The 22,368-nt window shown below is 69.3% G+C and carries 27 protein-coding genes, 1 pseudogene and 1 riboswitch; of the genes and pseudogenes, 12 read left to right on the plus strand and 16 right to left on the minus strand.

Going from position 1 to position 22,368, the window contains the following annotated elements; translation table 11 throughout:
- Nucleotides 1-72: 72 nt before the first annotated feature.
- A pseudogene (locus ACIBL3_RS01945) lies at nt 73-480 on the plus strand (class I SAM-dependent methyltransferase); the annotation flags it as partial.
- Nucleotides 481-484: 4 nt separating this feature from the next.
- Nucleotides 485-862: a VOC family protein gene (locus ACIBL3_RS01950; RefSeq protein WP_396351276.1), complete on the plus strand. Its 378-nt coding sequence runs from the start codon at nt 485-487 to the stop codon at nt 860-862.
- 314 nt (nt 863-1,176) lie between these two features.
- Here ACIBL3_RS01950 and ACIBL3_RS01955 read toward each other — a convergent pair whose 3' ends face one another.
- The 4 genes from ACIBL3_RS01955 to ACIBL3_RS01970 form a co-directional block, all read right to left on the minus strand.
- Nucleotides 1,177-1,560, minus strand: a complete 384-nt coding sequence (locus tag ACIBL3_RS01955) for a hypothetical protein (RefSeq protein ID WP_396351277.1) — start codon at nt 1,558-1,560, stop codon at nt 1,177-1,179.
- Nucleotides 1,561-1,650: 90 nt separating this feature from the next.
- On the minus strand, nt 1,651-2,199 hold the full coding sequence (locus ACIBL3_RS01960; RefSeq protein ID WP_396351278.1) for a histidine phosphatase family protein: 549 nt from the start codon (nt 2,197-2,199) through the stop codon (nt 1,651-1,653).
- Nucleotides 2,196-2,945: a CbtA family protein gene (locus ACIBL3_RS01965; protein WP_396351279.1), complete on the minus strand. Its 750-nt coding sequence runs from the start codon at nt 2,943-2,945 to the stop codon at nt 2,196-2,198. Before ACIBL3_RS01965 ends, ACIBL3_RS01960 begins: the two co-directional genes overlap by 4 nt.
- Nucleotides 2,946-2,949: 4 nt before the next feature.
- Entirely contained in the window at nt 2,950-3,147 is a 198-nt protein-coding gene (locus ACIBL3_RS01970) for a CbtB-domain containing protein (protein ID WP_360478643.1), read from the minus strand.
- Between the two features lie 52 nt (nt 3,148-3,199).
- A riboswitch (cobalamin riboswitch) is annotated at nt 3,200-3,265 on the minus strand.
- A gap of 107 nt (nt 3,266-3,372) precedes the next feature.
- Here ACIBL3_RS01970 and ACIBL3_RS01975 point away from each other — a divergent pair.
- On the plus strand, nt 3,373-4,014 hold the full coding sequence (locus ACIBL3_RS01975) for a LysE family translocator (protein ID WP_396351280.1): 642 nt from the start codon (nt 3,373-3,375) through the stop codon (nt 4,012-4,014).
- On the opposite strand, the gene ACIBL3_RS01980 is transcribed toward ACIBL3_RS01975, so the two are convergent.
- From ACIBL3_RS01980 to ACIBL3_RS01990, 3 genes are all read right to left on the minus strand, one after another.
- Nucleotides 3,995-5,383 carry an MFS transporter gene (locus ACIBL3_RS01980; protein WP_396351281.1) on the minus strand — a complete coding sequence of 463 codons (1,389 nt, stop codon included), beginning with the start codon at nt 5,381-5,383 and terminating at the stop codon, nt 3,995-3,997. The two genes, ACIBL3_RS01975 and ACIBL3_RS01980, sit on opposite strands and share 20 nt — an antisense overlap.
- Before the next feature lie 95 nt (nt 5,384-5,478).
- The gene (locus ACIBL3_RS01985; protein ID WP_396351282.1) at nt 5,479-5,847 is read right to left on the minus strand and encodes a DUF1304 family protein; all 369 of its coding nucleotides are present in this window, start codon (nt 5,845-5,847) and stop codon (nt 5,479-5,481) included.
- A gap of 15 nt (nt 5,848-5,862) precedes the next feature.
- Nucleotides 5,863-6,807 carry a phosphotriesterase gene (locus ACIBL3_RS01990; RefSeq protein ID WP_396351283.1) on the minus strand — a complete coding sequence of 315 codons (945 nt, stop codon included), beginning with the start codon at nt 6,805-6,807 and terminating at the stop codon, nt 5,863-5,865.
- Nucleotides 6,808-6,844: 37 nt separating this feature from the next.
- On the opposite strand from ACIBL3_RS01990, the gene ACIBL3_RS01995 reads away from it, so the two are divergent.
- Nucleotides 6,845-7,402, plus strand: a complete 558-nt coding sequence (locus tag ACIBL3_RS01995; RefSeq protein ID WP_396351284.1) for a CGNR zinc finger domain-containing protein — start codon at nt 6,845-6,847, stop codon at nt 7,400-7,402.
- 69 nt (nt 7,403-7,471) lie between these two features.
- Here the strand turns inward: ACIBL3_RS01995 and ACIBL3_RS02000 are convergent, their stop codons facing one another.
- Nucleotides 7,472-8,956, minus strand: a complete 1,485-nt coding sequence (locus ACIBL3_RS02000; RefSeq protein ID WP_396351285.1) for a DEAD/DEAH box helicase — start codon at nt 8,954-8,956, stop codon at nt 7,472-7,474.
- A gap of 454 nt (nt 8,957-9,410) precedes the next feature.
- Here ACIBL3_RS02000 and ACIBL3_RS02005 point away from each other — a divergent pair, with 454 nt between their 5' ends.
- Entirely contained in the window at nt 9,411-9,923 is a 513-nt protein-coding gene (locus ACIBL3_RS02005; protein ID WP_396351286.1) for a DinB family protein, read from the plus strand.
- Nucleotides 9,924-9,968: 45 nt separating this feature from the next.
- Here the strand turns inward: ACIBL3_RS02005 and ACIBL3_RS02010 are convergent, their stop codons facing one another.
- From ACIBL3_RS02010 to ACIBL3_RS02020, 3 genes are read right to left on the minus strand one after another with little or no spacing between them, the layout of a single operon-like run.
- Nucleotides 9,969-10,637: a TetR family transcriptional regulator gene (locus tag ACIBL3_RS02010; protein ID WP_396351287.1), complete on the minus strand. Its 669-nt coding sequence runs from the start codon at nt 10,635-10,637 to the stop codon at nt 9,969-9,971.
- Complete coding sequence (locus ACIBL3_RS02015; protein ID WP_396351288.1) at nt 10,609-11,031, minus strand: thiol-disulfide oxidoreductase DCC family protein; 423 nt, start codon at nt 11,029-11,031, stop codon at nt 10,609-10,611. Before ACIBL3_RS02015 ends, ACIBL3_RS02010 begins: the two co-directional genes overlap by 29 nt.
- Before the next feature lie 2 nt (nt 11,032-11,033).
- The gene (locus ACIBL3_RS02020) at nt 11,034-11,477 is read right to left on the minus strand and encodes a hypothetical protein (RefSeq protein ID WP_396351289.1); all 444 of its coding nucleotides are present in this window, start codon (nt 11,475-11,477) and stop codon (nt 11,034-11,036) included.
- Nucleotides 11,478-11,592: 115 nt separating this feature from the next.
- On the opposite strand from ACIBL3_RS02020, the gene ACIBL3_RS02025 reads away from it, so the two are divergent.
- The 3 genes from ACIBL3_RS02025 (at nt 11,593) to ACIBL3_RS02035 (ending at nt 14,567) form a co-directional block, all read left to right on the plus strand.
- Nucleotides 11,593-12,627 carry an amidohydrolase family protein gene (locus ACIBL3_RS02025; protein WP_396351290.1) on the plus strand — a complete coding sequence of 345 codons (1,035 nt, stop codon included), beginning with the start codon at nt 11,593-11,595 and terminating at the stop codon, nt 12,625-12,627.
- Nucleotides 12,624-12,983: a YybH family protein gene (locus ACIBL3_RS02030; protein ID WP_396351291.1), complete on the plus strand. Its 360-nt coding sequence runs from the start codon at nt 12,624-12,626 to the stop codon at nt 12,981-12,983. Before ACIBL3_RS02025 ends, ACIBL3_RS02030 begins: the two co-directional genes overlap by 4 nt.
- Before the next feature lie 141 nt (nt 12,984-13,124).
- Nucleotides 13,125-14,567 carry an ankyrin repeat domain-containing protein gene (locus ACIBL3_RS02035; RefSeq protein ID WP_396351292.1) on the plus strand — a complete coding sequence of 481 codons (1,443 nt, stop codon included), beginning with the start codon at nt 13,125-13,127 and terminating at the stop codon, nt 14,565-14,567.
- Here the strand turns inward: ACIBL3_RS02035 and ACIBL3_RS02040 are convergent.
- Nucleotides 14,533-15,678, minus strand: a complete 1,146-nt coding sequence (locus ACIBL3_RS02040) for a calcium:proton antiporter (RefSeq protein WP_396351293.1) — start codon at nt 15,676-15,678, stop codon at nt 14,533-14,535. The genes ACIBL3_RS02035 and ACIBL3_RS02040 overlap by 35 nt on opposite strands.
- Nucleotides 15,679-15,742: 64 nt before the next feature.
- On the opposite strand from ACIBL3_RS02040, the gene ACIBL3_RS02045 reads away from it, so the two are divergent.
- Entirely contained in the window at nt 15,743-16,246 is a 504-nt protein-coding gene (locus ACIBL3_RS02045; protein WP_396351294.1) for a GNAT family N-acetyltransferase, read from the plus strand.
- Here ACIBL3_RS02045 and ACIBL3_RS02050 read toward each other — a convergent pair.
- Nucleotides 16,227-17,120: a LysR family transcriptional regulator ArgP gene (locus tag ACIBL3_RS02050; protein ID WP_396351295.1), complete on the minus strand. Its 894-nt coding sequence runs from the start codon at nt 17,118-17,120 to the stop codon at nt 16,227-16,229. The genes ACIBL3_RS02045 and ACIBL3_RS02050 overlap by 20 nt on opposite strands.
- A 73-nt stretch (nt 17,121-17,193) precedes the next feature.
- On the opposite strand from ACIBL3_RS02050, the gene ACIBL3_RS02055 reads away from it, so the two are divergent.
- The gene (locus ACIBL3_RS02055) at nt 17,194-17,790 is read left to right on the plus strand and encodes a LysE/ArgO family amino acid transporter (RefSeq protein ID WP_396351296.1); all 597 of its coding nucleotides are present in this window, start codon (nt 17,194-17,196) and stop codon (nt 17,788-17,790) included.
- 14 nt (nt 17,791-17,804) lie between these two features.
- Entirely contained in the window at nt 17,805-18,605 is an 801-nt protein-coding gene (locus ACIBL3_RS02060; RefSeq protein ID WP_396351297.1) for an MBL fold metallo-hydrolase, read from the plus strand.
- Nucleotides 18,606-18,610: 5 nt separating this feature from the next.
- Here ACIBL3_RS02060 and ACIBL3_RS02065 read toward each other — a convergent pair whose 3' ends face one another.
- A complete protein-coding gene (locus ACIBL3_RS02065; protein WP_396351298.1) occupies nt 18,611-19,522 on the minus strand; it encodes an SDR family oxidoreductase in 912 nt (303 codons plus the stop codon).
- Between the two features lie 50 nt (nt 19,523-19,572).
- On the opposite strand from ACIBL3_RS02065, the gene ACIBL3_RS02070 reads away from it, so the two are divergent.
- On the plus strand, nt 19,573-20,268 hold the full coding sequence (locus ACIBL3_RS02070; protein WP_396351299.1) for a TetR/AcrR family transcriptional regulator: 696 nt from the start codon (nt 19,573-19,575) through the stop codon (nt 20,266-20,268).
- Here the strand turns inward: ACIBL3_RS02070 and ACIBL3_RS02075 are convergent.
- Both ACIBL3_RS02075 and ACIBL3_RS02080 read right to left on the minus strand, forming a co-directional pair.
- A complete protein-coding gene (locus ACIBL3_RS02075; RefSeq protein WP_396351300.1) occupies nt 20,187-21,119 on the minus strand; it encodes a DMT family transporter in 933 nt (310 codons plus the stop codon). The genes ACIBL3_RS02070 and ACIBL3_RS02075 overlap by 82 nt on opposite strands.
- A 10-nt stretch (nt 21,120-21,129) precedes the next feature.
- Nucleotides 21,130-22,344 (minus strand): MFS transporter, encoded by a 1,215-nt coding sequence (locus ACIBL3_RS02080; RefSeq protein ID WP_396352295.1) that lies wholly within the window; start codon nt 22,342-22,344, stop codon nt 21,130-21,132.
- Between the last annotated feature and the right edge of the window lie 24 nt (nt 22,345-22,368).

The raw sequence follows: 22,368 nt of genomic DNA on the forward strand, positions 1-22,368 counted from the left end.
GTCCCCGGCCGGCCTTAGGGTCGGCCGGGTGGACTTCCTGGCTGACATCCGGACCTCGTACGACACGGGCGCGGCCTGACGGTGATCGGTGTCGACCTGTCCCCCGGCATGATCGAGATCGCCCGGCGCGACCATCCGGGCCCGGACTACCGCGTCGGGTCGATGACGGCCCTGGACCTGCCGGACGGCTCGGTCGGCGGCGTGATCTCCTGGTGGTCGATCATCCACCTGCCCCGCGAGGTTGTCCCGGACGCGTTCGCCGAGTTCCACCGCGTGCTCGCCTCCGGCGGCGTCCTCTGCGTCGGCTTCCACGTCGGCACCGAGACCACGCACAAGACCTCCGGGTACGGCGGCCATCCGATGAACATCCACGTCCACCGGTGGACGGCGGACGCCCTCACTGACCTCGCGGTCGCCGCCGGCTTCACGCCGTACCTGGATCCTGTCCTCGCCGACGACCGCCTCTTCTTCCGGAAGTGATCCCATGACCTCACGCGTGCGCACCGTGACCTTCGACACCCACGACCCCTACGAGCTGGCCGGCTTCTGGCTGAAGGTCCTGAAAGCTCCCCGCCCCGACGACGACCAGCCGGGCGACCCGTACGCCGCCGTCGTGACGGACTCGATGACGCTCCTGTTCGAGCAGAACGACGACGAAAAGGTCGTCAAGAACCGCGTCCACCTGTGCCTCGAGCCGGACGGCCCGCGCGACGAGGAGGTCGAGTGGCTGCGCACCCTCGGCGCCACCATCGCCCACGACCGCCGCGAACCCGACGGCACCGGCTGGGTCGTCATGCAGGACCCCGAAGGCAACGAGTTCTGCGTCCTCCGAAGCGCCACCGAACGAGCCGCCACCAGCTGACCAGCCCACGCGTGCTACGCCGCCGCTCCGCCCCAATCCCGCCGGTTGGCGCTGGAACGCTGTCAGCAGCGAACAGCCCCGCGACACTCCCCGGGCGAAGGGAGCGCCAACTCCCGGGCGGTCACAGCGGGGCTGCTCTACCCCGGGGCCGCCCATCATGCGGGCACCCGGGGTTCTGTACGTCTACCCAAGATCCGCATCGGTAATCCGCGCCCAGACGAGGCCGGCAACTACAACTGATCGGCCGCCTCCTCGAAAACGCCACCCGCCGGGTGCCAGTCATGACGCGTGGATAGGAACCGTGTGCGGAGGAGCTACAGGTCGTCGGCGGCGGGGGTTTGGCCGGTGAAGGTTATGCGCCAGTCGGTGTTGTGGGCTTCTACGGTGAGGTCGTAGCCGTCGCGGTGGGCGAGGACGCGGTACATGCCGTCCTCGGCGGGCTCGTCCTCGACCTTCCAGCCGCGCGCCTCCAGCGTCTCGGCGGCAAAGCTGATCAGGGCCTCGGGGTCCGGGGAGGTCGGGTCGCCGGTCTCGACCGTGATCGTGCACACCGACTCCGGCCCGCGGTCGTCGGACAGGGCGCCCGGGCTCACCGGACCGACATCCTGGGTCACCGCGGGTGTCTGGTCCGGTACGACGGTCGCCGCGACCGCTAGCAGTTCCGAGCGGAGGAAGTTGCGGGCCTGGGTAAGCGTCATACGGGTGGTCCTTTCGGTGACACCAACCGTCATACACCTTGCCTGCCAACTCCCGCGATGCCAAGCCGCGATTCGCCTTCGGGTTGCTCCTCAGGTGAACGCGAGCGACCAGGATGCGTTGTGGACCGAGAGGGTGACTGTCGCGAGCGGACGGACGTCGACGTGGCGGAGCGACTCCGCGGGAGCATCGAGCACGTAGAGCACGATCGCCCTCACGACCGCGGGGTGGACGACGGCTACGACCGTACGGCGCTCCTCCTGCTCGCCGAGGTCACCGAGCCAGTCGGCGACCCGGGTCAGTACGTCGTTCTCGGTCTCGCCACCCGGTGTCGCGGTGTGCGGATGCTCGAGCCAGGCGGCGACCCGCTCCGGCTCGGCGGCCAGCAGCTCCTCGAGTTCGCGGCCGGACCATTCGCCGTACTCCCGGTCCCGTAGCGCCTCCTCGACGACCGGGGTCAGGCCGAGGGCCTCTGCCGTGCGTACGGCGGCCACCTCGGGCCCGGCGTACACCGCGTCGGCCTCGAGCTTGCGCTCGCGGGCGGCCGACAGGCTGGCCGGGTCCGGCTCGGCGTCACCACCGAGGACGAGGCCGCGCAACGCGGGAGTCAGGGCATGCGCGACCAGCGTCAGCGTGCTCATGCAGTACGCACCTTTTGTCGGGACAGCCGGTGGTCCACGGCGGCGGCGTACCCGAAGCCGAGCAGGAGCCACAGCGTCGCCTGCGTACCGAGCGAAGCGAACCGGAACTGCCACAGCAGCGTAGCGGGGAACGACCCCGGAACCTCGTTGATCGCGGGCAGGATCAGGTACGCCGCGACGATCGTGACGAGGAAGGCACCGACCCCACCGGCGAGCCGCGCGAGGTCGCCGTACCGGGCGGCCCAGCGGGACGCGGCGACGCCGGCCCACACTGCGAGCAGTCCGATCACCAGGGTCAGCAGATAGGTGACGGTACGGCGGGTGATCGTCTCGGGGTCGCCGACGGCCGGCGGGTTCGGCGGGTACTTCAGGAACGGCACGAGGACGATCCCGACGAACCCGGCCGCGGCCAGACCGAGAGCGGCGTACGAGTCGTTGCCGGTCCGCAGCTTGCGCCGGAGCAGGGTGTACCCGACGGCGAAGATGCCGCCGAGGGCGACGCCGTACAGGGTGGTGGCCAGGAACAGGCCGGCCCGCTGGCCGTCCCGGGAGACGAGCGGCTCCTCCTCAGCTTCCTGAGCAGTGCCGTCGTCGTGGTCATGGGTGTGCGCGCCGGCGGCCTCCTCGATCGCGATCGCGGCGTCGATGTGCGGCTCGCCCATCGTGTATGCGAAAGCTCCGGCCAGCAGGCCGGCGAAGAGTCCGACGATCAGTCCGCGCACCAGGAGCGATCCGAAGGTGCGCATCGGGCTAGTGACAGGGGACGCCGAGCAGGTGCCGGCCGTCGTGCATCAGCTCGTGCAGGTACATGCCCGACTGCGACACGGCGCCCTGGTCGAAGGCGACCAGATAGCCGAGCAGGAGCAGCAGGCCGACGCTGAGCAGCGCGACGGCGAGCAGCCGGGGTGAAATGGCCGGTACGGCGACTGTGCGGGCAGGAGCTGCCATCTGAACCTCCTGGGGAAGTGCGCGTCCCCTTCGAAAGGCTGCTGGTGCCCGAGCGTCCTGACTCACGAGCAGTGCTCGCTCACAGTGGCGCGGCCGTGCCGGACTCTCACCGGCTTCCCTCATGGCACCGCAGGTTGTCCCCCGAACCGTAGCGGTGAGGTCGGAGGGGGGTCAACGCGTGGACAAGTGGGGTGACGTTCCCCACCTCGCACTTAACCTGGGCAGATGCCGTCCGCTCATCATCTGGTCGCGTTCGCGATCACCGCGTTCATCATCATCGTCGTCCCCGGTCCGAGTGTGCTGTTCATCGTCGGCCGGGCGCTGGCGGTCGGGCGGCGGGAGGCGGTGCTGACGATGGTCGGCAACACCGTCGGCGCCGCAGTGCTGCTGATCGCGGTCGCGCTCGGCCTCGGCACCCTGATCGCCGCGAGCGCGATCGCCCTGACCGCGGTCAAGCTCGCGGGAGCGGCGTACCTGATCTATCTCGGCGTGCAGGCGTTCCGCAGCCGCAAGTCGCTGGTCGAGGCGATGACGAGCGGGGTGAAGCCGGGCAGCAGCCGCCGGACCATGCGTCAGGGGTTCCTGGTCGGGATCACCAACGCCAAGACGGCGGTGTTCTTCGCCGCCGCGCTGCCGCAGTTCGTCGACCCGGGCGCGAGCAGCCCGGCGTGGCTGCAGATCCTGCTGCTCGGCCTGATCTTCATCGCGATCGCCCTCGTCTCGGACAGCGTCTGGGCCCTGGTCGCCGGCACCGCCCGTGAGTGGTTCGCCCGCTCACCACGCCGCCTCGAGCTGGTCGGCGGCACCGGCGGCCTGATGATCATCGGCCTCGGCGCCAGCATCGCGGTCACGGGCTCGAAGGAGTAGTACGGCGGCCCGCCTGGACGCCAAGGAGTGCGAGTAAGGCTGGGAGGGCGAAGGCGACCAGGTAGGCGGTTGGGGCGGAGTGTGGTTCGAGGGCGGCGAAGAGTGAGCCGCCGACGGCCAGGACCGTTGCGGTGGACAACGAGTCGCTGAGCTGGAGGGCCGAGCTGTTGGCACCCTGCTCGTCGCGCTCGGAGTACTCGAGCACCAGGACCGACAGGGTCGGGAAGACCGTACCCATGCCGAGGCCGGTGAGGCTCCAGCCGAGGATGCCGACGACGACCGGGACGTTGTCGTTCAGGGTCAGCGCCGCGGTGACGATGCCGAGCAGGATCGCGACCATGCCCGCCTGCAGGAAGACCGCGTGAGAGTACGGCTGGTTGGGCCGGCCGCGGTACCAGGAGGCGGCGGTCCAGCTCAGCGCGCTGACGGTCAGCACGAGACCGGCGACCGCCGGAGACAGCCCGCGCTCCCGGGTCAGCATCAGCGGCAGGAAGACCTCCGCGCCGAAGCCCGCGGCTGCGACCAACCCTCTCAGCGCGACGACCGACGGAAGGCCGGCCTTGAAGGTGAAGGTACCGCTCGGCAGCAGCTTCGGGGCGAACGCGACGACACCGGCCAGACCAACCGCAAGCAGGACCAACTGCAGTCCGCCGTGCTGCTGACCGCCGTAATGCAGGAGCCCCACACCGACCGCCGCTGCGACTGCCCAGAGCGCGCGCTTATCCCACAGCCGTCCGGACCGCACTTCGTGCGCGTCCCCGCGTGCGAGACCGGGCCGCATCACGAGCGCGGCCGGGATCGCGATCGCCGGTACGGCGAGGAACACGATCCGCCAACTGGTGTGCTCGACGATCAGACCGGCGATCGCGGGACCGACCAGCGAAGGCACGACCCAGCCGGTGGCGAAGGCGGCGAAGATGCGAGGCCTGAGCTTGGCCGGGTACAGCTGCCCGACCACGACGTACAGGGCGACCGTCAGCAGGCCGGACCCGAAGCCTTGGATGATCCGCCCGGCTACGAGCACCTCCATCGTCGGCGCGAGGCCGGCAATGAGCAGACCGGTCAGGAACCAGGCTGTCCCGTGCCAGAGCGGCCGAGTCGGGCCCTTGAGGTCGCTCCAGGTGCCCGAGATGACCATCGCGACCACGCCGGAAGCGAGCGGTCCGCCGAACGCGAGGGCGTACAGGTACAGCCCGTCGAGCGCTTGGGCGACCGTCGGCATGGCGGTGGTGACGGCCAGCGACTCGAACGCGACCAGGGTGATGAGCGCGACCATCCCGATGGTCAATGCCCGGTACTGCGGCGAGAGCACGCCATCGTTCGTGGGAGGGGCTTCAATGCTGGTCGGGTCCGCGGCTGTCGTGGTCATGCCGAGAAGACTCGGACATCAAGTGCACTTTAAGTCAACCGCTAAATCACGGCGGCTCGAGTCACCGTCTTGAGTTAGGCGGCTCGAGGCACCGGCTAAAGCACGGCGGCGAGCAGCAGCGCCGCGATCGGCGGGACGGCCTGCGCGGCGGCCGCCCGGACCATCCGGCGGTCGGAGGCGATCAGGACGATGCCTGCGCCGGCCATGCACGCGCAGCTGAACAGCGCGATCGCGTGCCCCTTGTCGCCGCCGGCGATCAGCCCGCCGAGCGCACCGAGGGCCAGGAACAGGTTGTAGAAGCCTTGGTTGAACGCCCACGGCGCCGCGACCGCAGCCTCCGCGTCGTCCTTGACCAGGAACCGCCGATACGTACTCGGCTTGCGGAACAGCAGGCTCTCCATCGCGAACACCGCCAGATGGAACACACCCGCCAGTACGACGAACACCTGCGCAACGACGCTCACGAGCGAACCGTACTCTCAGCCGCGCCACTCGACCGCGAAGGCGCGCGCGGGGTTGGTCCGGAAGATCGCCTCGGCGACATCCTTACCCAACTGCCGTTCGATCCGCGGGCGGAGGTGAGTGAGCAGGTACGGCATGCCGGGCCCTTCTCCGGTCGCAGCCCGAGCCCGCGCGGTCGTGGTGTCCCCGCCGAGCAGCAGTCGGTCGCCGTACCCCTGGTCGACGAGCGTCTTGAGGCATTCCATGAGCCACGGGTCGGTCGCGTGGTTCGCCCGCGACGGCCCGTCGAACGCCAGCCAAGCGCCCCGCTCGGCCAGCTCCCGGTGCGCCCGATGATCGGGTGACCGGTTGAGATGCCCGAGGATCACACTCGACGGCGGTACGGCGAGCTCGTCGACCAGCAGATCCAGTACGGCGTCAGCCGCGGAACCGTGCTCGTGATGAACCGCGATCGGCGCCCTGGTCGCGTGATGCGCTTCCGCGGCAGCACGCATCACGAGCTGCGCATGCTGGTCGAGCACATGGAATCCGCCGGCCACTTTGATCAAACCAGCCTTGACCGAACTGTTGCCGATACCAACGGTCAGCTCCCTGACGAAGATCTCCGCCAGCCGGTCGCGCACTCCGTCGACGAACCCTTCCGGATAGTGCTCGGCCCGATGCAGCCCGGTCGCCGCGACGATAGAAACTCCCGTATTCCTGGAGATCTCCGGCAACTCTGCGGCGCGTCGCCCCAACCCGTGCGGCGTCCACTGCACGATCGCCTGCCCACCCGCCGCGGCGAAGTCCCGCGCCTCCGCCAGCGCAGCGTTGATGTCATCCAGCTCCTGCCCGGGCAACACGACCGACCGGAAGAACAGATGGTCGTGCGAGTCGCAGACGCCGAGCTCGTCGGGAGCGACGTCGCCCAGCACGGCCCGGACGCGGACGCCGGCCCGGCCTGGTTCAGTAACGGTTGACACGTTACCAACGTAACGGCCTGGGCGTTACGATGTCCAGGTGGCTGATCGCATGGAGTTTCGCTTCGACCTGGGCGCGACGTGGCTGAACCTGCTCGCGACCCGCGGCACGCACTTCGGAGAACACCCCGTAGAGCGGATGCCCACAATCGAGCGGTTCTCGGAGTGGCTCGACCGAGTTGAGCTGCGGCCCACACGAAAGGTCACCGCCGAGGACCTGGCGTCAGCGCACCAGCTACGCGAGACTCTGCGCCCCATCGCACTGGCGACGGTAGACGGCGCACGCCCGAACCCAGCGCACGTGAAAGCGCTCGCCCGTTTCCTCGACAACGACCCGCTGCAACTGAAGCTAACCAACCGCCTGACCCGCACCCGCCCCACAACCGCAACCGAAGCCCTCGCCCGAATCGCCCGCCAGGCAGTCGATCACCTGACCGGCCCCGAGCGCCAATTCCTCTCAGCGTGCCCAGAACACGACTGCCGAGGAGTCTTCACCGACCCCTCCAACCGCCGCCGCTGGTGCCCCAACCCAACCTGCGCCACCCGAGGCCGAGTCCGAGCCCACCGCGCCCGCAAGTCCCACCCAACCAACCCCTAACCAGCCCAACGACCCAACGACCGCTGGCCCAGATCGTCTGGTCAGCGGTCGTTGGCTTGGGCCAGCGAGTTAGCGGGCTCGGCGGGAGGAGCCGGTTCGCGTGTTGGTGGAGAAGGCGGCGGCGGTGGCGGTGCGGGGGGTGGAGCCTGGGGTGCTGGTGGTGTAGGTCTTCGGCGTGCTGGCGGACTTGGAGCGGCCGCGGCCGCGTGGCGAACCGGCCGGCTTCGGCCCACCGGCGTCGCCAGGGCGTTGAGCGGCGGAGCGCTGGCCCGTCGCCGATTGGGATCCGCGGCGGCGGCGGTTGGCTCGGCCTGACCCGCCGCCGGTGGACGCGACGCGCTCCGGTGCCTTGAGCGTCGGCTCGACGAAGGTGCGCTCGCCCGGCGCCAGCTCGGTCAGGAGCGGGTCGCCGGCGGTGAGCTTGGTGATCGTCGGGGCGATCCCAGCCTTGCGGGTGAGGTCGCGGACGTCGCGCACCTGGTCGTCGGTCATCAGCGTGACGACCGTGCCCTCGGCACCCGCGCGAGCCGTGCGACCCGAGCGGTGCAGGTACGCCTTGTGCTCGATCGGCGGGTCGGCGTGGATCACCAGCGCGACGTCGTCGACGTGGATACCGCGGGCCGCGATGTCGGTCGCGACGAGCGTCTTCGCCGTACCGTTGCCGAAGGCTTCGAGGTTCCGGGTCCGGGCGCCCTGCGACAGGTTGCCGTGCAGCTCGACGGCCGGGACGCCCTGGGCGATCAGCTTCTTCGTCAGCGCCTTGGCGCCGTACTTCGTCCGGGTGAAGACGAGCGACCGGCCCGGCGCCGCGGTCAGGTCGACCAGCACCGGCAGCCGCGAGTCGGACTGGACGTGCAGCACGTGGTGGGTCATCTTCGCGACCGGCGACTGCGCCGAGTCGACGCTGTGCGTGACCGGGTCGGTCATGAACCGCTGCACGAGTACGTCGACGCCGGCGTCCAGCGTGGCCGAGAACAGCAGCCGCTGGGCGTCGGCCGGGGTCGCCTCGAGGATCCGCCGTACGGCGGGGAGGAAGCCGAGATCGGCCATGTGGTCGGCCTCGTCGAGCACCGTGATCTCGACCGCGTCGAGCCTCACGTGACCGGCCTGCAGGTGGTCCTCGAGCCGGCCCGGGCATGCGACGACGATGTCGGCGCCCTTGCGCAGGCCAGTGATCTGCGGGCCGTGGCCGACGCCGCCGAAGATCGTCATCGTGCGCAGACCGAACGCGTCGGTCAGCGGCGTGATCGACGCCTGGATCTGGGTCGCCAGCTCACGGGTCGGAGCCAGGATCAGTGCCCGCGGCTGATGCGGCCGGCGTTTCGAACCACTCGCGGCGAGTCGGGCGATCACCGGCAGCACGAACGCGTACGTCTTGCCGGAGCCGGTCCGCCCGCGACCGAGCACGTCCTTGCCGGCCAGCGAGTCCGGCAGCGTCGCCGCCTGGATCGGGAACGGCTTGGTCACACCGGCCGCGGACAGTGCTGCCACGAGTGGGTTCGGTACGCCGAGATCCGCGAACGTGAGGTTGTCGGGGACAACCAACTCGGCCACGTCGTCGTAGTCGTTGAGCTCTGCAGTGTTGTTGCTGTTGACAACCTTCGACTGACGGTCGCCGCGCTGGCGCTGCCGTCCGCGGCTCGAGCGCTGTCGGCTACTGCCGTCTGCAGTGGAGGTCGGGGCGGAGGCGGTGGTGCTGGAAGGCGCACCCGCACCGTCGGGCCGGGCGCCGGAGCGGCGCCTGCGGCGGGGACGGGAGGTGGACGTGGATTGGGCTTGCGTGGATGTGGACGTGGGGCGGCTGGCCGCCATGTAGTGCTCCAAAAGTCGGGGGGTCGTCCTGCCCGGCGCGGCTCGGGCCGCGGCGCGTGGTAGTCGACTGCTGGCGCAGTGTGCTGCGCTCACCGGCCCGAGGCAGAACTGGGCGGGCCGTCTTCGCCAGTCTACGGCACCAGGGGGCACGCGCACGTGAGTTGTCCACAGGAGGTCCGTCACATAGGTTCAGCGCGTGACTACGGCTGACTCCCGGGTGATCCCGGCCAAGGTCGGGAGCGAACGCGAGCTCCTGCAGGGTTTCCTCGACTTCCACCGCGGCACGCTGCTCTGGAAGCTGTCCGGACTGACCGGCGAGCAACTCGTCCAGCGCACGGTCGAGCCGTCGAGCATGTCGCTGATCGGGCTGGTCCGCCACCTGACCGAGGTCGAGCGGTACTGGTACCAGCGCTGCCTCGCGGGGCAGGAAGTGCAGCACAAGTTCTGGAGCAACGAGTTCCCGGACGGCGACTTCGACCTGGTCGACCCCGCACAGGCCGAGGACGACCTCGCCGGCTACCTGGAGATCGTGAAGATCTCCGACGGGATCGCGGCCGGGTACGAGCTCGACTACACGTTCATCCGGCCGAAGCACGAGGGCGAACACTCGCTGCGCTACCTCCTCCTGCACATGATCGAGGAGTACGCGCGCCACAACGGCCACGCCGACCTTCTCCGCGAACGAATCGACGGGCTGACCGGGGAGTAGTTCTTGCCCACGAGTGCTGCGCGGCACGCGTGGGTAGGCCGTGGGTTAGGCCTTTACCGAGCGGATCAAGCCGACGAGGTCGTTGACTACGCCGCGGACGCCGGGCACGCGGGTCAGGCGGAGCAGGCGGTCGACCAGGGGGCCCGAGCGGTCGATGAGGGCCTTTGTGCGGCGGAGGTCGGTGCTGTCGTCGTGGACCCAGAACAGGACGATGCCCATCTGCATCAGCCACAGCAGCTCGGGCAGCTCCGCCTTCAGGTCGGTCGGCAGCTTGAGGTCCGAGCCATCGACCACCTGGCGGAAGATCTCGACGCTCGCCTCCCGGGCCGGGCGTGACTGGTCGCTGAACGGTGACAGGGGGCTCTTCGGCTCGGCCGCGGTCTTGAAGAACGTGCCGGCGAACTCGTGGTACGGCGCCGCGACCTCCAGCCAGGTCCGCAGTACGCCGGTCAACCGCGGCACGAACCCCTTCTCCGCGGCCAGGATCGGGGCGACCGCCTCCCGGTGCTGGTCCTGCAGGTGGTCGTAGTACGCCTGCATCAGGTGTTCTTTGGAGCTGTAGTAGTAGTACGCGTTGCCGACCGACACGCCCGCCTCGGTGGCGATCGCGCGCATCGTCGTCTTGCCGTACCCCTGCTCGCGGAACAGCCGCAGCGCGGTGGACAGGATCAGCTCCCGGGTCTGCTCACCCTTCGACGTCGCACTTTCCGTCACATCGGTCAGCGTAGTCACCCCCGGCCCGAACACTGCTCCAGCTCCGCAGCCCAGCGGCCGCCTGCACCATGGCCCGCGCGACCGGCCGCATCGCCGGACTCGCCAGCCGTACGGCGGTGTGCCTGTGCTCCCGCGTTGTCCACAGGCACACGATCCACGCCCGGTCGCCGACGTACACGGAACCGTCGTCGGCGACCACTGTCACCTCCCGCAGCGTGGCCGCGTGGTCCAGGTCGGGGTAGAGCGCCCGCGCGTCCGCCGACCCCGCCGCGACGAACCGCAAGTGCACCACCCCGCCATGCCCGTTCGGCGCCGGCCGCTGCGCCGCCAGCCACGCCCTGAACCGGCGACACAGCCCGCACTGCTCGTCGTACAGGACGGTCAACTCACGCATGGTCAGTAACCGAAGCGCGGCGGCGGCTCGGTCCCGGTCAGGGCGCCGGCCGGGGCTGCAGGCGGGAGCACGTCGTTCGGCGGCACCGGCGGGTTGGTCATCTCGTCGATCCGGCTGCGGCGGCGGATCGCGTTGAAGATCCAGACGTTCGTCAGGTGCAGCGCGCCGAGCACGAGCATCACGATGCCGAGCTTCACACTCAGCTCCTCGAACACGCCACGCGCGTCCACCACAGTGTTGTCGGAGCGCAGGAACAGCGTCACGAAGCCGAGGTTCACCAGGTAGAACCCGACCACGAGCAGCCGGTTCACCGCGTCGGCGAAGTCCTCGTTGCCGCGGAACACGTCGACCAGGAAGATCCGCCCGTTCCGGCTCAGCGTGCGCGCCACCCAGACGATCAGCGGCACTGAGATCACCAGGTACAGCAGGTACGTCGTCACGGTCATGCCAATCACTCTCCTCACTTTTGAACACGTTCAAGTAGACCGTAGCGCCAGCTTTTGAACATGTTCAAGTAACGCGGAATGTGAGCTGGGTCTCGCGGTAGGGGAAGATGGCGGGGTGACGACCTGGGTGTTCGAGGGGACGGTTCTGCCGGCCGGGGACACTGCCCGGCTCGCGTTTGGGGTCGGGGGTGACGCGGTGCTGCCCGGGCGGTTTGGCGTGCCGGGGCTGGTGGACTCGCACTGTCACCTGACGATGGGGCCCGGCGACAACGGGCCGGTGATGTTCGGTGCGGACTTCGCGAATGAGCGGCTCGGCGAGCTCGCCAACGCCGGGGTCAGCGCGCTGCGGGACGTCGGTGGCAACCGTGAGGTGACGCTCAAGTTGGCTACCACCGAGGACGACGGCCGGCCGTTCGTGCTCGCGGCGGGGCGGTTCCTCGCCCCGGACGGCCGCTACTTCCCGGGGATGCACGAACCGGTCGCCCCGGAAGACCTGCTGGCCGCGGTCGAGGCCGAGATCGCGGACGGCGCGACGTGGCTGAAGCTCGTCGCCGACTTTCCGGAGGTCGGACCGGACGGGCCGATCCGCGGCAGCGAGGTGGCGCAGACCTACCCGACCGACGTCATTCAGGCGATGGTCGACCTCGCGCACGCACGAGGTGCGCGGGTCGCGGCGCACACGAACACTCCGATCGTCAGCGACCTGATCCGGGTCGGCGTCGACTCGATCGAGCACGGTACGTCGCTCACCGAGCAGGACCTCGAGATCCTCGGCGCCCGCGGCGGCGCCTGGACGCCGACTCTCTGCGCCTCCGTCGGCAGCGTCCCGAACCCCAACCCGGAGCAGGAGTCGCGACGCCGGGCCCGGTCGGAGTACCTCGCCTCGGTGCTCCCGCTCGCCGACCGGTACGGCGTCCACGTGCTGACCGGATCAGATGTCGTGGGCTCTGTGGCCGGGGAAGTCGCCCTGCTCGTCGAACACGGGCTGACTGTGGACCAGGCGCTGGCCGCCGCGTCGACGAGTGCGCAGGAGTACCTGGGTCTCAGCGGCAACGGCAACCTCGTCACGTACGACGCCGATCCGCGCGAGCACCCCGCCGTACTCGCGAACCCGGCGGCGGTCGTCCTCAACCACCGCCGGATCGCGTGAAGGAGAAGGACCTCGACCGCTGGGTCGCGAAGTACCGGAAGGCCTGGGAGTCGAACGATCCGGCCGACATCGCGGCGCTGTGGACCGAGGACGCCGCCTGGTACCGCCGGCCGGACGAGGAGCCGGTGCTCGGCCGGGACGCGATCGTCACCGCCTGGCTGGAGGTCGCGGACGCGCCGGGTGAGACGACGTTCGAGTACGACGTGCTCGGGTTCGGCGACGGGGTCGGGTTCGTCCGGGGCTGGACGACGTACCTGACCGAACCGCCGGCCGAGTTCAGCAACCTGTGGGTGATCCGCCTCGACAAGGACCGCGCCCACGAGTTCACCGAATGGTGGATGGAAAAGCCTCTCTGAGCTAGCCTGCCGGTAGGCGCTCAGGGCGCCACCGGTCCGCGGGAAGGGCTCAGCCCACCTGGTCACGGAGTTGTGCGGTTGATGTTCACCTCCTTTCTCGCCTGACGACGCGGACAGCAGGCTCGCAGAGAGGAGGTCGCGATGCCGACCCGGAATCTCCCGAACGACCCGCACCTGGACCACCTGCGCAAGCAGGCCAAGCAGCTGCTCAAGCAGGTCCGTGCCGACGATCCCGACGCAGTCGCCCTGGCCGCCGAGTTCCACCCGGTGCAGACGCTGGCCGACGCCCAACTGGTGATCGCCCGGAGCTACGGATTCCCCAGTTGGCCGAAGATCGTGCGGCACCTCGAGCTGGTCGACCGGTACAGCCGGTCACCGCATCGGCAGCCGATCGGCGGCCCGCTCGACACGCCCGAGCAGCGAGCGGACGAGTTCCTCCGGCTGGCGACCCTGCACTACGGGCAGGACGATCCGGCCCGGCAGCACGCCGCGCGGCAACTGCTCGACCGCTTCCCGGACATTGCCTTGAGCAACATCTACACCAAGGTGGCGGCCGGCGAGCTGGACGCCGTCCGTGAAGACCTTCCCCAGCAGGCACGCACAGAAGGCGGACCGTACCGCTGGGAGCCGTTGCTGTACCTGACCTACAGCCGCCTGGACGCGCCCCACCAGGTCGAGATCGCCCGCCTCCTGCTCGAACACGGCGCAGATCCGAACGCCGGCTACCTCTGGCAAGGCCTGCCGTCGCCCTTCACCGCGGTGACCGGCGTCTTCGGCCGTGGTGAAGGCGATCAACCACCGCATCGGAACCGGGTCGAACTAGCGCGGCTGCTGCTCGACGCCGGCGCCGACCCGAACGACAGCCAGACCATGTACAACTGCGGTCCCGGCGCTCCCCCGCCGTACGACGACGTCCACCTGGAGCTCCTGCTCGAGTACGGACTCGGCCGGGGCGACGGCGGTCCCTGGCATGAACGGATGACGGCTGCGCACCCAACACCGCAGCAGCTCCTGGAGGACGAGCTGGTGTTCGCCTCGTCAGAGGGCCTGCGGCATCGGGTCGAGCTGGTGCTTGCCCAAGGCACCGATCCGGAGGGCCGTGGGACCGAGCACCCGGTCTTCTGCGGACACCGAGCCTACGAGCTGGCCGCCGTACAAGGGCACACCGAGATCGCCGAGCTCCTTCGCGCCGCCGGTGCAGCGCCGCTGGACGAAGTGCACGAGGTGTTCGCCGCGATCATGCGAGGCGACACCCCGGCCATCAGCCCCGAGCTCGCTGCCCGTGCCGTCGCCCGCAACCCCTACCTCCCCATCCGGGCCGGCGAGATCGGCCGAACGGAAGCCCTCACACCATTGAAGAACCTGGGCTTCGACCTCAACATCATGGGCGGGTGCGCCGCGATCCACCAGGCCGCGCTCTACGGCCACCTCGACACCGTGAAGAAGCTGATCGAACTAGGCGCCGACCCGGAGGTGCGTGATCCGTCGTACGGCGGGAACGCACTCGGCTGGGCCGATCACAATCACCAGCAGGCGGTGATCGACTACCTCAAGGGCTTACCGCAAGGAACAGGAACGCGCTGAAAACCATCAGGTGTACGGCGCCCTGCAGCAGAGTCGCCCGCCCAGTGGCCAGCGTCAGGATGCCGGTCACCACGGTCAGCGCGAACAGCACCATCTCCTTGCCACCCAGACCGAGCACCAGCGGTCCGTCGAGCAAGATGGACGCGATCGCGATGGCCGGAATGGTGAGGCCGATGCTGGCGAGCGCCGACCCGAGCGCGAGATTCACGCTGGTCTGGAGGCGGTTCCGCAGTGCTGCACGGACTGCGGCAACCGTCTCCGGCAGCAGCACCAACAGCGCGATGACGACACCGACGACCGCGAGCGGCGCGCCGGCCGACTCGACCGCGGACTCGAGCCTCGGCGAGACCGTCTTGGCCAGGCCGACGACCGAGATCAGGCAGACGAACAGCAAGCCCAGGCTGAGCAGGGCGGTCTTGCCGCTCGGTGCGACCGCGTGCTCGTCGTGGTCCTCCTCGTCGACCACAGCCGGTGCTTCGACATCACGGTGCCGCTGGACTTCCGGCGTACCGGCGAGGACCGGCAGGAAGTAGTCGCGGTGGCGGACGGTCTGGACAAAGACGAAGACGCCGTACATCACCAGGGAGACAACCCCCGCGAAGGCGAGCTGGGCGCCGCTGAACTGCGGGCCCGGCGCGCTGGTCGTGAACGTCGGCAGCACGAGGCTGAGTGTGACGAGCGCGGTCATCACCGCCAGGGCACCGCTGGACGCCCGGACCCGGAACTCCTGCACGTGATGGCGCAGCGAGCCGACGACCAGAGACAGCCCGAGGATGCCGTTGCAGGTGATCATCACCGCGGCGAACACCGTGTCCCGCGCGAGTGACGACGCCTTGTCGCCGCCGGAGGCCATCAGTGTCACGATCAGCGCGACCTCGATCACGGTCACCGCGAGCGCCAGGATCAACGTGCCGAACGGTTCGCCCACGCGGTGCGCGACGACCTCGGCATGGTGAACGGCAGCGATCACGGCAGCGCCGAGACCGGCACAGACCAGGATCAGCAGGACGACACCCAGATCGCGACCCCAGGAGACCAGCAGAACGAGGAATGCCAACGGGGGCACGGCCAGACTCCAGCGCGGGAGCCCTTGGAACACGGTATTTGTCATCCTCGAACAGTCTATCGGGAATGTGGTTGGCATCCTGGGCTTCTCGGGTGATGCTTCTCGCACTATGTCAGTACAGATCAGGAATGCGACCCCGGTCGACTGGGCGGCGATCTGGCCGTTCTTCCACGACATCGTCACCGCGCGGGAGACGTACGCCTACGACCCGGAGCTCACCGAGGAGCAGGCGGAGACGCTCTGGATGTCGCCGTCCAAGGACCCGCTGAGCCGGACCACGGTCGCGGTCGATGCCGACGGCACCGTTCTGGGCAGCGCCAACATGTACCCGAACCGGCCCGGTCCGGGTTCCCACGTGGCGAGCGCGAGCTTCATGGTCGGCGCAGCCGCTCGCGGCAAGGGCGTCGGGCGGCTGCTCTGCGAGGACATGATCGACTGGGCTCGGCGGTCAGGCTTCCGGTCGATCCAGTTCAACGCCGTCGTCGAGACCAACGCGGCGGCCGTGCACCTGTGGCAGGACCTGGGCTTCAGCATCATCGGCACCGTCCCCGAGGCCTTCCATCACCCCAAGCACGGGTACGTCGGACTGCACGTCATGCACCGCCCGCTCTGAGCCCCACGGAGGCGGCGCGGAGGACGGCGGCGGTCAGCGCGTCCAGGATGCTCGACTGGAGCTTCCAGTGCTGCCAGTACAGCGGGACCTCGACGTACTTGCCTGGGGCAACATCGACCAGGCGGCCGGCGGCCAGCTCGGGCTGGGCGACCTCGTCCTCGATCATGCCCCAGCCCAGGCCGATCCGGACGGCCTGGTGGAAGGCTCCGGGCGCCGGCACCGCGTGGGTCGGCGGGTCGAGTTTGCGCCGGGTGACCTTGCGGAGCAGCCGGTGCTGCAGCAGGTCCTTGGTGTTGAACACGATCATCGGCGCCTCAGCAAGCGCGTCCGGCAACGGCTTCCCGGCCAGCCAGCGCTCGGCGTACGTGGGCGTGGCGACCGGCAGGTACCGCATCTTCCCCAGTGGTACGACGCGACAGCCCTGCACCGGCCGTGGATCGGCGGTCACCGCGGCGAGCACGGTTCCGTTCCGAAGGAACTCCGCGGAGTGCTCCTCGTCTTCCTGATGGACGACGAACCGCGCCGCGTGCTGCTCCGACAGGTCGAGCATCGCGGGCAGGAACCAGTTGTTCAGCGAGTCCGCGTTCACGGCAATCGGCAGGCGGAGCGTGTCGACCTTGCCACGGACCGCCGCGATCGCCTCCAACTCCAGCAGCGACACCTGCCTGGCGAGCCGGAGCAGGGCCTCGCCCGCCTCGGTCGGCTGAGCCGGTTTGGCGCGCATCACGACGACCTGGCCGAGCCGGCTCTCCAGTGCCTTGATCCGCTGGCTGACCGCCGAGGGCGTGACGTTCAGCCGGCGCGCGGCGGCGTCGAAACTGCCTTCGTCGACCACGGCGGCGAAGGTGTCGAGCTGTGCGGAGTCGATCTGCATGATGAAGCCATGCTAATGCCACTTCAGAATCTTTAGCTGGTTTGATGGGACTCGGTTTCCTACTGTCGTAGACATGCCCCTCCTTGCCGGTTTTGCCACGACGTTGTCCCTGATCGTCGCGATCGGAGCGCAGAACGCCTTCGTGCTGCGCCAGGGCCTGCGCCGCGAGCACGTGCTGCCGGTGGTGCTGGTCTGCTCGCTCTCCGACGCACTCCTCATCTCCAGCGGTATCGCCGGCCTCGGCGCCCTCCTCACCCGCAGCGAGCTCGCTCTCGGCATCGCCAAGTACGGCGGCGCCGCCTTCCTCTTCGTGTACGCCGCCTTCGCCGCGAGACGAGCGCTCAACCCCGGCGCGATCAGCCCGGCCGATCACGCCCCCGCTGCCCTTCGGAGCGTGTTGCTGACCTGCCTCGGCTTCACCTATCTCAACCCGCACGTGTATCTCGACACCGTCGTACTGCTCGGATCGCTGGCCAACCAGCGCGGTGCCGACGGCCGCTGGATCTACGGCATCGGCGCTGTGACCGCGTCGTTCACCTGGTTCTTCGCGCTCGGGTTCTTCGCCCGCAAGCTCACGCCACTGTTCGCCCGCCCGCGGGCCTGGCAGGTTCTCGACTCCACCATCGCCTTGCTGATGGCCGGTCTGGCCACCTGGATGCTCCTCGACTGACGGAGACTGAGCCGGTGGACGTGACGGTGTTGTGTGATGCGGTGGCGGTATTCCCGGAGCCCATCGAGGACGCGCTGCCGGGGTGGAGTGCCGAGCATGCGGAGTGGACATCGGCGGTGATGCCCGGAAACGTGCGGGCCGCGGGCTGGTGGCTGCATTTCCACAGCTATCTGGTGACCGGGGACTCCGGTGTCGTGCTCGTCGATGCGGGCATAGGCCCGGCAGGCGGTGAGGCCGCCGAATGGCTGGGGGTGAGCGGGCGGCTGCCGGGGCTGCTGGAGAAGGTCGGCGTACGGGAGAGCGACATCGACACCGTGGTGCTGACGCATGTGCATCTGGACCACGTGGGGTGGAGCGCGGACGCCGACAAGCCGCGGTTCGTGAACGCGGAGTACGTCGTACAGCGGGCTGAGCTCGAGCATGTGCGGGGCGGGGCGACGTACGAGCGGATGCTCCGGCCGATCGTGGACGCCGATCAGCTCCGGGTGGTGGACGGCGAGACCGGGTTGCGCGGGCTGCGGTTGGTGCCGACGCCGGGGCATACGCCCGGGCATCAGTCGGTAGTGACTGAGCGGGCGGTGCTCGGCGGGGACGTGCTGGTGCATCCGGCGCAGGCTCGGTGGCCGGAGCTCATCTATGTGTACGAGCGGGATCCCGCGCGGGCTGTGACCTCACGGCGGGAGCTGCTGGAGTTGGCGGCCGCGTCGGGGATTCCGATCGCGGCCGCCCATCCACACGCTGCGCTGTCCGGTGACCTGCGCGCTTTGGCGACTCCGGCCGATGGCAGCGCGGTCTGCCCGCCGTACAACCTTTAGCGGCTTCAGCGGTAGCCAGTGGTGTCAGCCGGCTTGCCGGGGTCCTGCACCTCGACCATGTACCGCCACGCGTCCGGCTGGCTGCCGTCGAGGTCGGTGAAGCCGTAGACCTGCGCGAGCTCGCCGCTCGACGTGGACTTGCCGTTCCAGCGCCGTACGTCGGGATCCGCGGCCAGGGCTGCCACCGCGCGGCCGACGTACGACGGGCTCTCGGAGATCGCGAAGTGCGGGATCCGCTCGGTCGCGTCCCGCCACGTCTCCTCGGTCACGCCGAAGCCTTCGAGCATCGCCTCGGACCGCAGCCAGCCGGGAGTGAGCAGGACGGCGGTCGCGTCGTACTTGTCGAGCTCGTGGGCGAGGGCGAACGCCATCCGGCTGACGGCGCCCTTGGCGAGGTCGTAGAAGAACGAGACGCGGTAGTTGTCCGCGTTGTACTCGTTCGTGCCGTCGGTCATCTCGATGACCAGGCCACCCGGGGACTTGATCAGCAGCGGCAGCGCGTAGTGGCTGGTGATGACGTGAGTGTCGATGCCGAGCCGAAGCAGTCGCAGGCCGTCCTCGAGGTTGCTCTCCCAGACGGTCTTGTCCCACTCGGGTTCGCCGAACTGACCCCAGATGTCGTTCACCAGGATGTGCAGCGCGCCCTGCTCAGCCTCGATCCGCTCGACCAGCGCGCGGACCTGCTCGGGATCCAGGTGGTCCATCGGTACGGCGATGCCGCGACCGCCGGCCTGGTCGACCAACTCGGCGGTCTCGTCGATCGTCTCGGGCCGGTTCATCTCCGACCGCTGCCCCTTCGTGGTGCGACCGGTCACGTACACGGTCGCGCCCGCGGCGCCGAGCTGGACCGCGATCCCGCGGCCGGCCGCCCGGCTCGCCCCCGTCACCAACGCAACCTTCCCCGCCAACGGCTTCATGCTGAGAGCTCCTTTTTCCATACGTTGTATGGTTATGTACCATACGGCGTATGGTTAATGCTGGCAAGCGGTCCGGTCGACCCCGCGCCGGCGAGGAGCGGCTGAGCCGGGAGGCGATCCTGACGGCGGCGCTGCGGATCGTCGACGACGAGGGAATCGACGCGCTCACCATGCGCCGGCTCGCGTCGACCCTCGGGGTCAACCCGATGTCGCTCTACCACCACCTGCCGAACAAGGCCGCCGTTCTGGGCGGGCTCGCGGAGCTCGTGTTCGCCGGCGTCGAGCAGACCGATCCGGGCGACACGGTGCCGTGGCAGGAGCAACTGAAGGAGGCGGCGCGGGCGTATCGCAACGCGCTGCGAGCGCATCCCAACCTGGCGCTGCAGGTGCTGTCCGACACGTCGGCGGTGTCGGAGGTCGTGGTCGTGACGGTGGAGCCGTACTACCGCGCGCTCGACCGGGCCGGGCTGTCACCGCGGCGGATCGTCGAGTCGGTGAACACGCTGGTCGACTTCATCCACGGCTTCGCCCTCGGCGAGGCGTCGGTTCGCTCGGAGACGTTCGACCTGGCTCCCGACCTGCTCGCCCGGGTACAGGGACTGCCCGAGGGCAAGGCGCCGACGCTGGTGCGAGTGGTCAAGGAACTGGGCCCGGAGGGTCTCGCCTACGACTTCGACAGCGGCTTCGAGTCCGGGCTGGCCGTGCTGACCGCCGGCATCGCGACCTTGGCCGACCGCGACCGGTAGCGCGAGATCGCGACCCCGATCAGGCAGAGCAGGCCGCCGACATAGGCCAGTGGCTTCGGGCTCTCGTCGAGCAGCAGCCAGCCGAGGAAGATCGTCAACGGCGGGACCAGGTACGTCGTCGCGCCCATCCGGCCGGCCGTGGTCCGGGCCAACGCGTAGGCCCAGGCCGTGAAGGCGATCGCGGTCGGAAACGCGCCCAGGAACAGGACCCACCAGATGGTCGACGGCCGCGCGTCGGCCGTCTCCCGGACCAGGGTCGGCGCGAACGGCAGGCAACCGACCGTGCCGATCACGCAGGCCAGCCAGGTCACTTCGAGCGCCGGAAGCCTGGCGAGCAGGGGCTTCTGCGCGACGACCCCGATCGCGTACGCCGCCGCGGCAACGAGGCACAGGACGACGCCCCATGCTTCGGCCCGACCGCTCGACGAGGACAGCCCGATCAGCACCACTCCACCGAACGCGGCGACGCTCCCGATCACCAGCTGGCGCGGGAAGCCCTCGTGCAAGAGCACTCCGGCGAGCAAGGCGATCAACAGCGGGCCGATGTTCACCAGCATGGAGGTCGTGCCGGCGTCGAGGCGCTGCTCGGCCGCGTTCAGCGCGAGGTTGTAGACGCCGAACCACAACAGGCCGCACACCAGCAGGAACTTCCAGTCACCCCTCGCCGGCCAGCGGCGCGGCCGAGCGAACACGAACACACCGAGCAGCACGCTGCCCACCAGCAACCGCCCCAACGACAGCGCACCGGCCGAGAACTCGTGCCCGACATGGCGGATCGCCACGAACGCCGCAGCCCACAACACCACGGCCACCGCCGCCGCACTCACCGCCAGAACGCTGTCCTTCTTCATGCCTGCGAGGCTAGGCGTCGGATACTTCGGCCGACACCGAATTCTTCGCCGGCGGCAGCGCGAACGGTACGACGATCGCCGTCAGCAACACCGGAATCGTCAACGCGGCGACCAGGATCGCCATGCTGAACCACAGTGAGCCGACCGCGAACCCGACGAACACCGCGACCGCGACCACCTCGGCGAAGAACCCGGACACCGACGTCACGGTCGCCCGCGCCGGACCGGTGATCGAGTCCTGCAGCCGCGCCTCCGCGACCACGATCACCAGCTGCATCACGCCGTACCCGATCGCGATCGGGGCGAAGCCCCAGGCCGTGCGGCTCAGCGCACCCCAAGCGACGAGTCCGGCCGTCGCGCCGAGCCCGATCGCAAAGGTTGCTGCTGGCAACTTGTACGCCGGTCCGGCGAGCGCACTGCCGATCGCCTGTGCGGCGACGATCACCGCGATCAGCAACGGCACGACCGTGGTCGACGCTCCCGCATCTCTGGCGAGCAGCGGGAAGTACTCGTCGAACGCAAGGAAGCCACCCAGCACGGCCACCAACGCCACCGATCGCCGGACGGCCCGGCTGGTCAACGCCTCGGTCACACCGGCCCGCAGCATCGTCCAGTACTCGGCGAGCGCAGCCCGGGTGGAGGTCGAGTGCGGCTCGTCCTCCTCCGGCTGGGCCGGCTCAACGGCCGGGGCCTCCGGGAGAGTCAGCGCAACCGCAGCCTGAACCAGACAGCTGAGAACACTGACGATTCCCGCCAGCACGTAGCCACCGAGGTCGAACAATGGCGCGGCCAACGCGGTCGCGGCCAGGTTGGCGATCAGCGAGGCGGACCTGGCTCGGCCGAGCAGCCCGGCGTACTTGTCGGTGCAGTCGCGGGCGGCCAACTCGTCGTACACGAAGGCCTCGAACGTGCCGGAGATCAGCGCGGACGAGACACCCCAGAGCACGAAACCGAGCGCGAAGCCGGCGAACGACGGCACCGTGATCCAGGCCGCGTACCCCAGCGCGCTGATCAGTGCACCGAGGACCAGCAGCTTCCGCCGCGAGTACGTGTCGGCCCAGGCACCGGACGGCACCTCGAGCACGAAGGCGGTCGTCGACCAGATGACGAACAGGATCGAGATCTGGGCAGCCGACAAGCCGTGGTCGGCGAACAGCAGCTGGTACAGCGGATACAGCGGGATGAAGTCCTGCAGCGCCTCGTACGCGACGATGCGGCTGGACAGGCTCTTCGGTAGGCGGTCAGGGCG

The organism is Kribbella sp. NPDC050124 (assembly GCF_044460355.1).
GTDB lineage: Bacteria > Actinomycetota > Actinomycetes > Propionibacteriales > Kribbellaceae > Kribbella.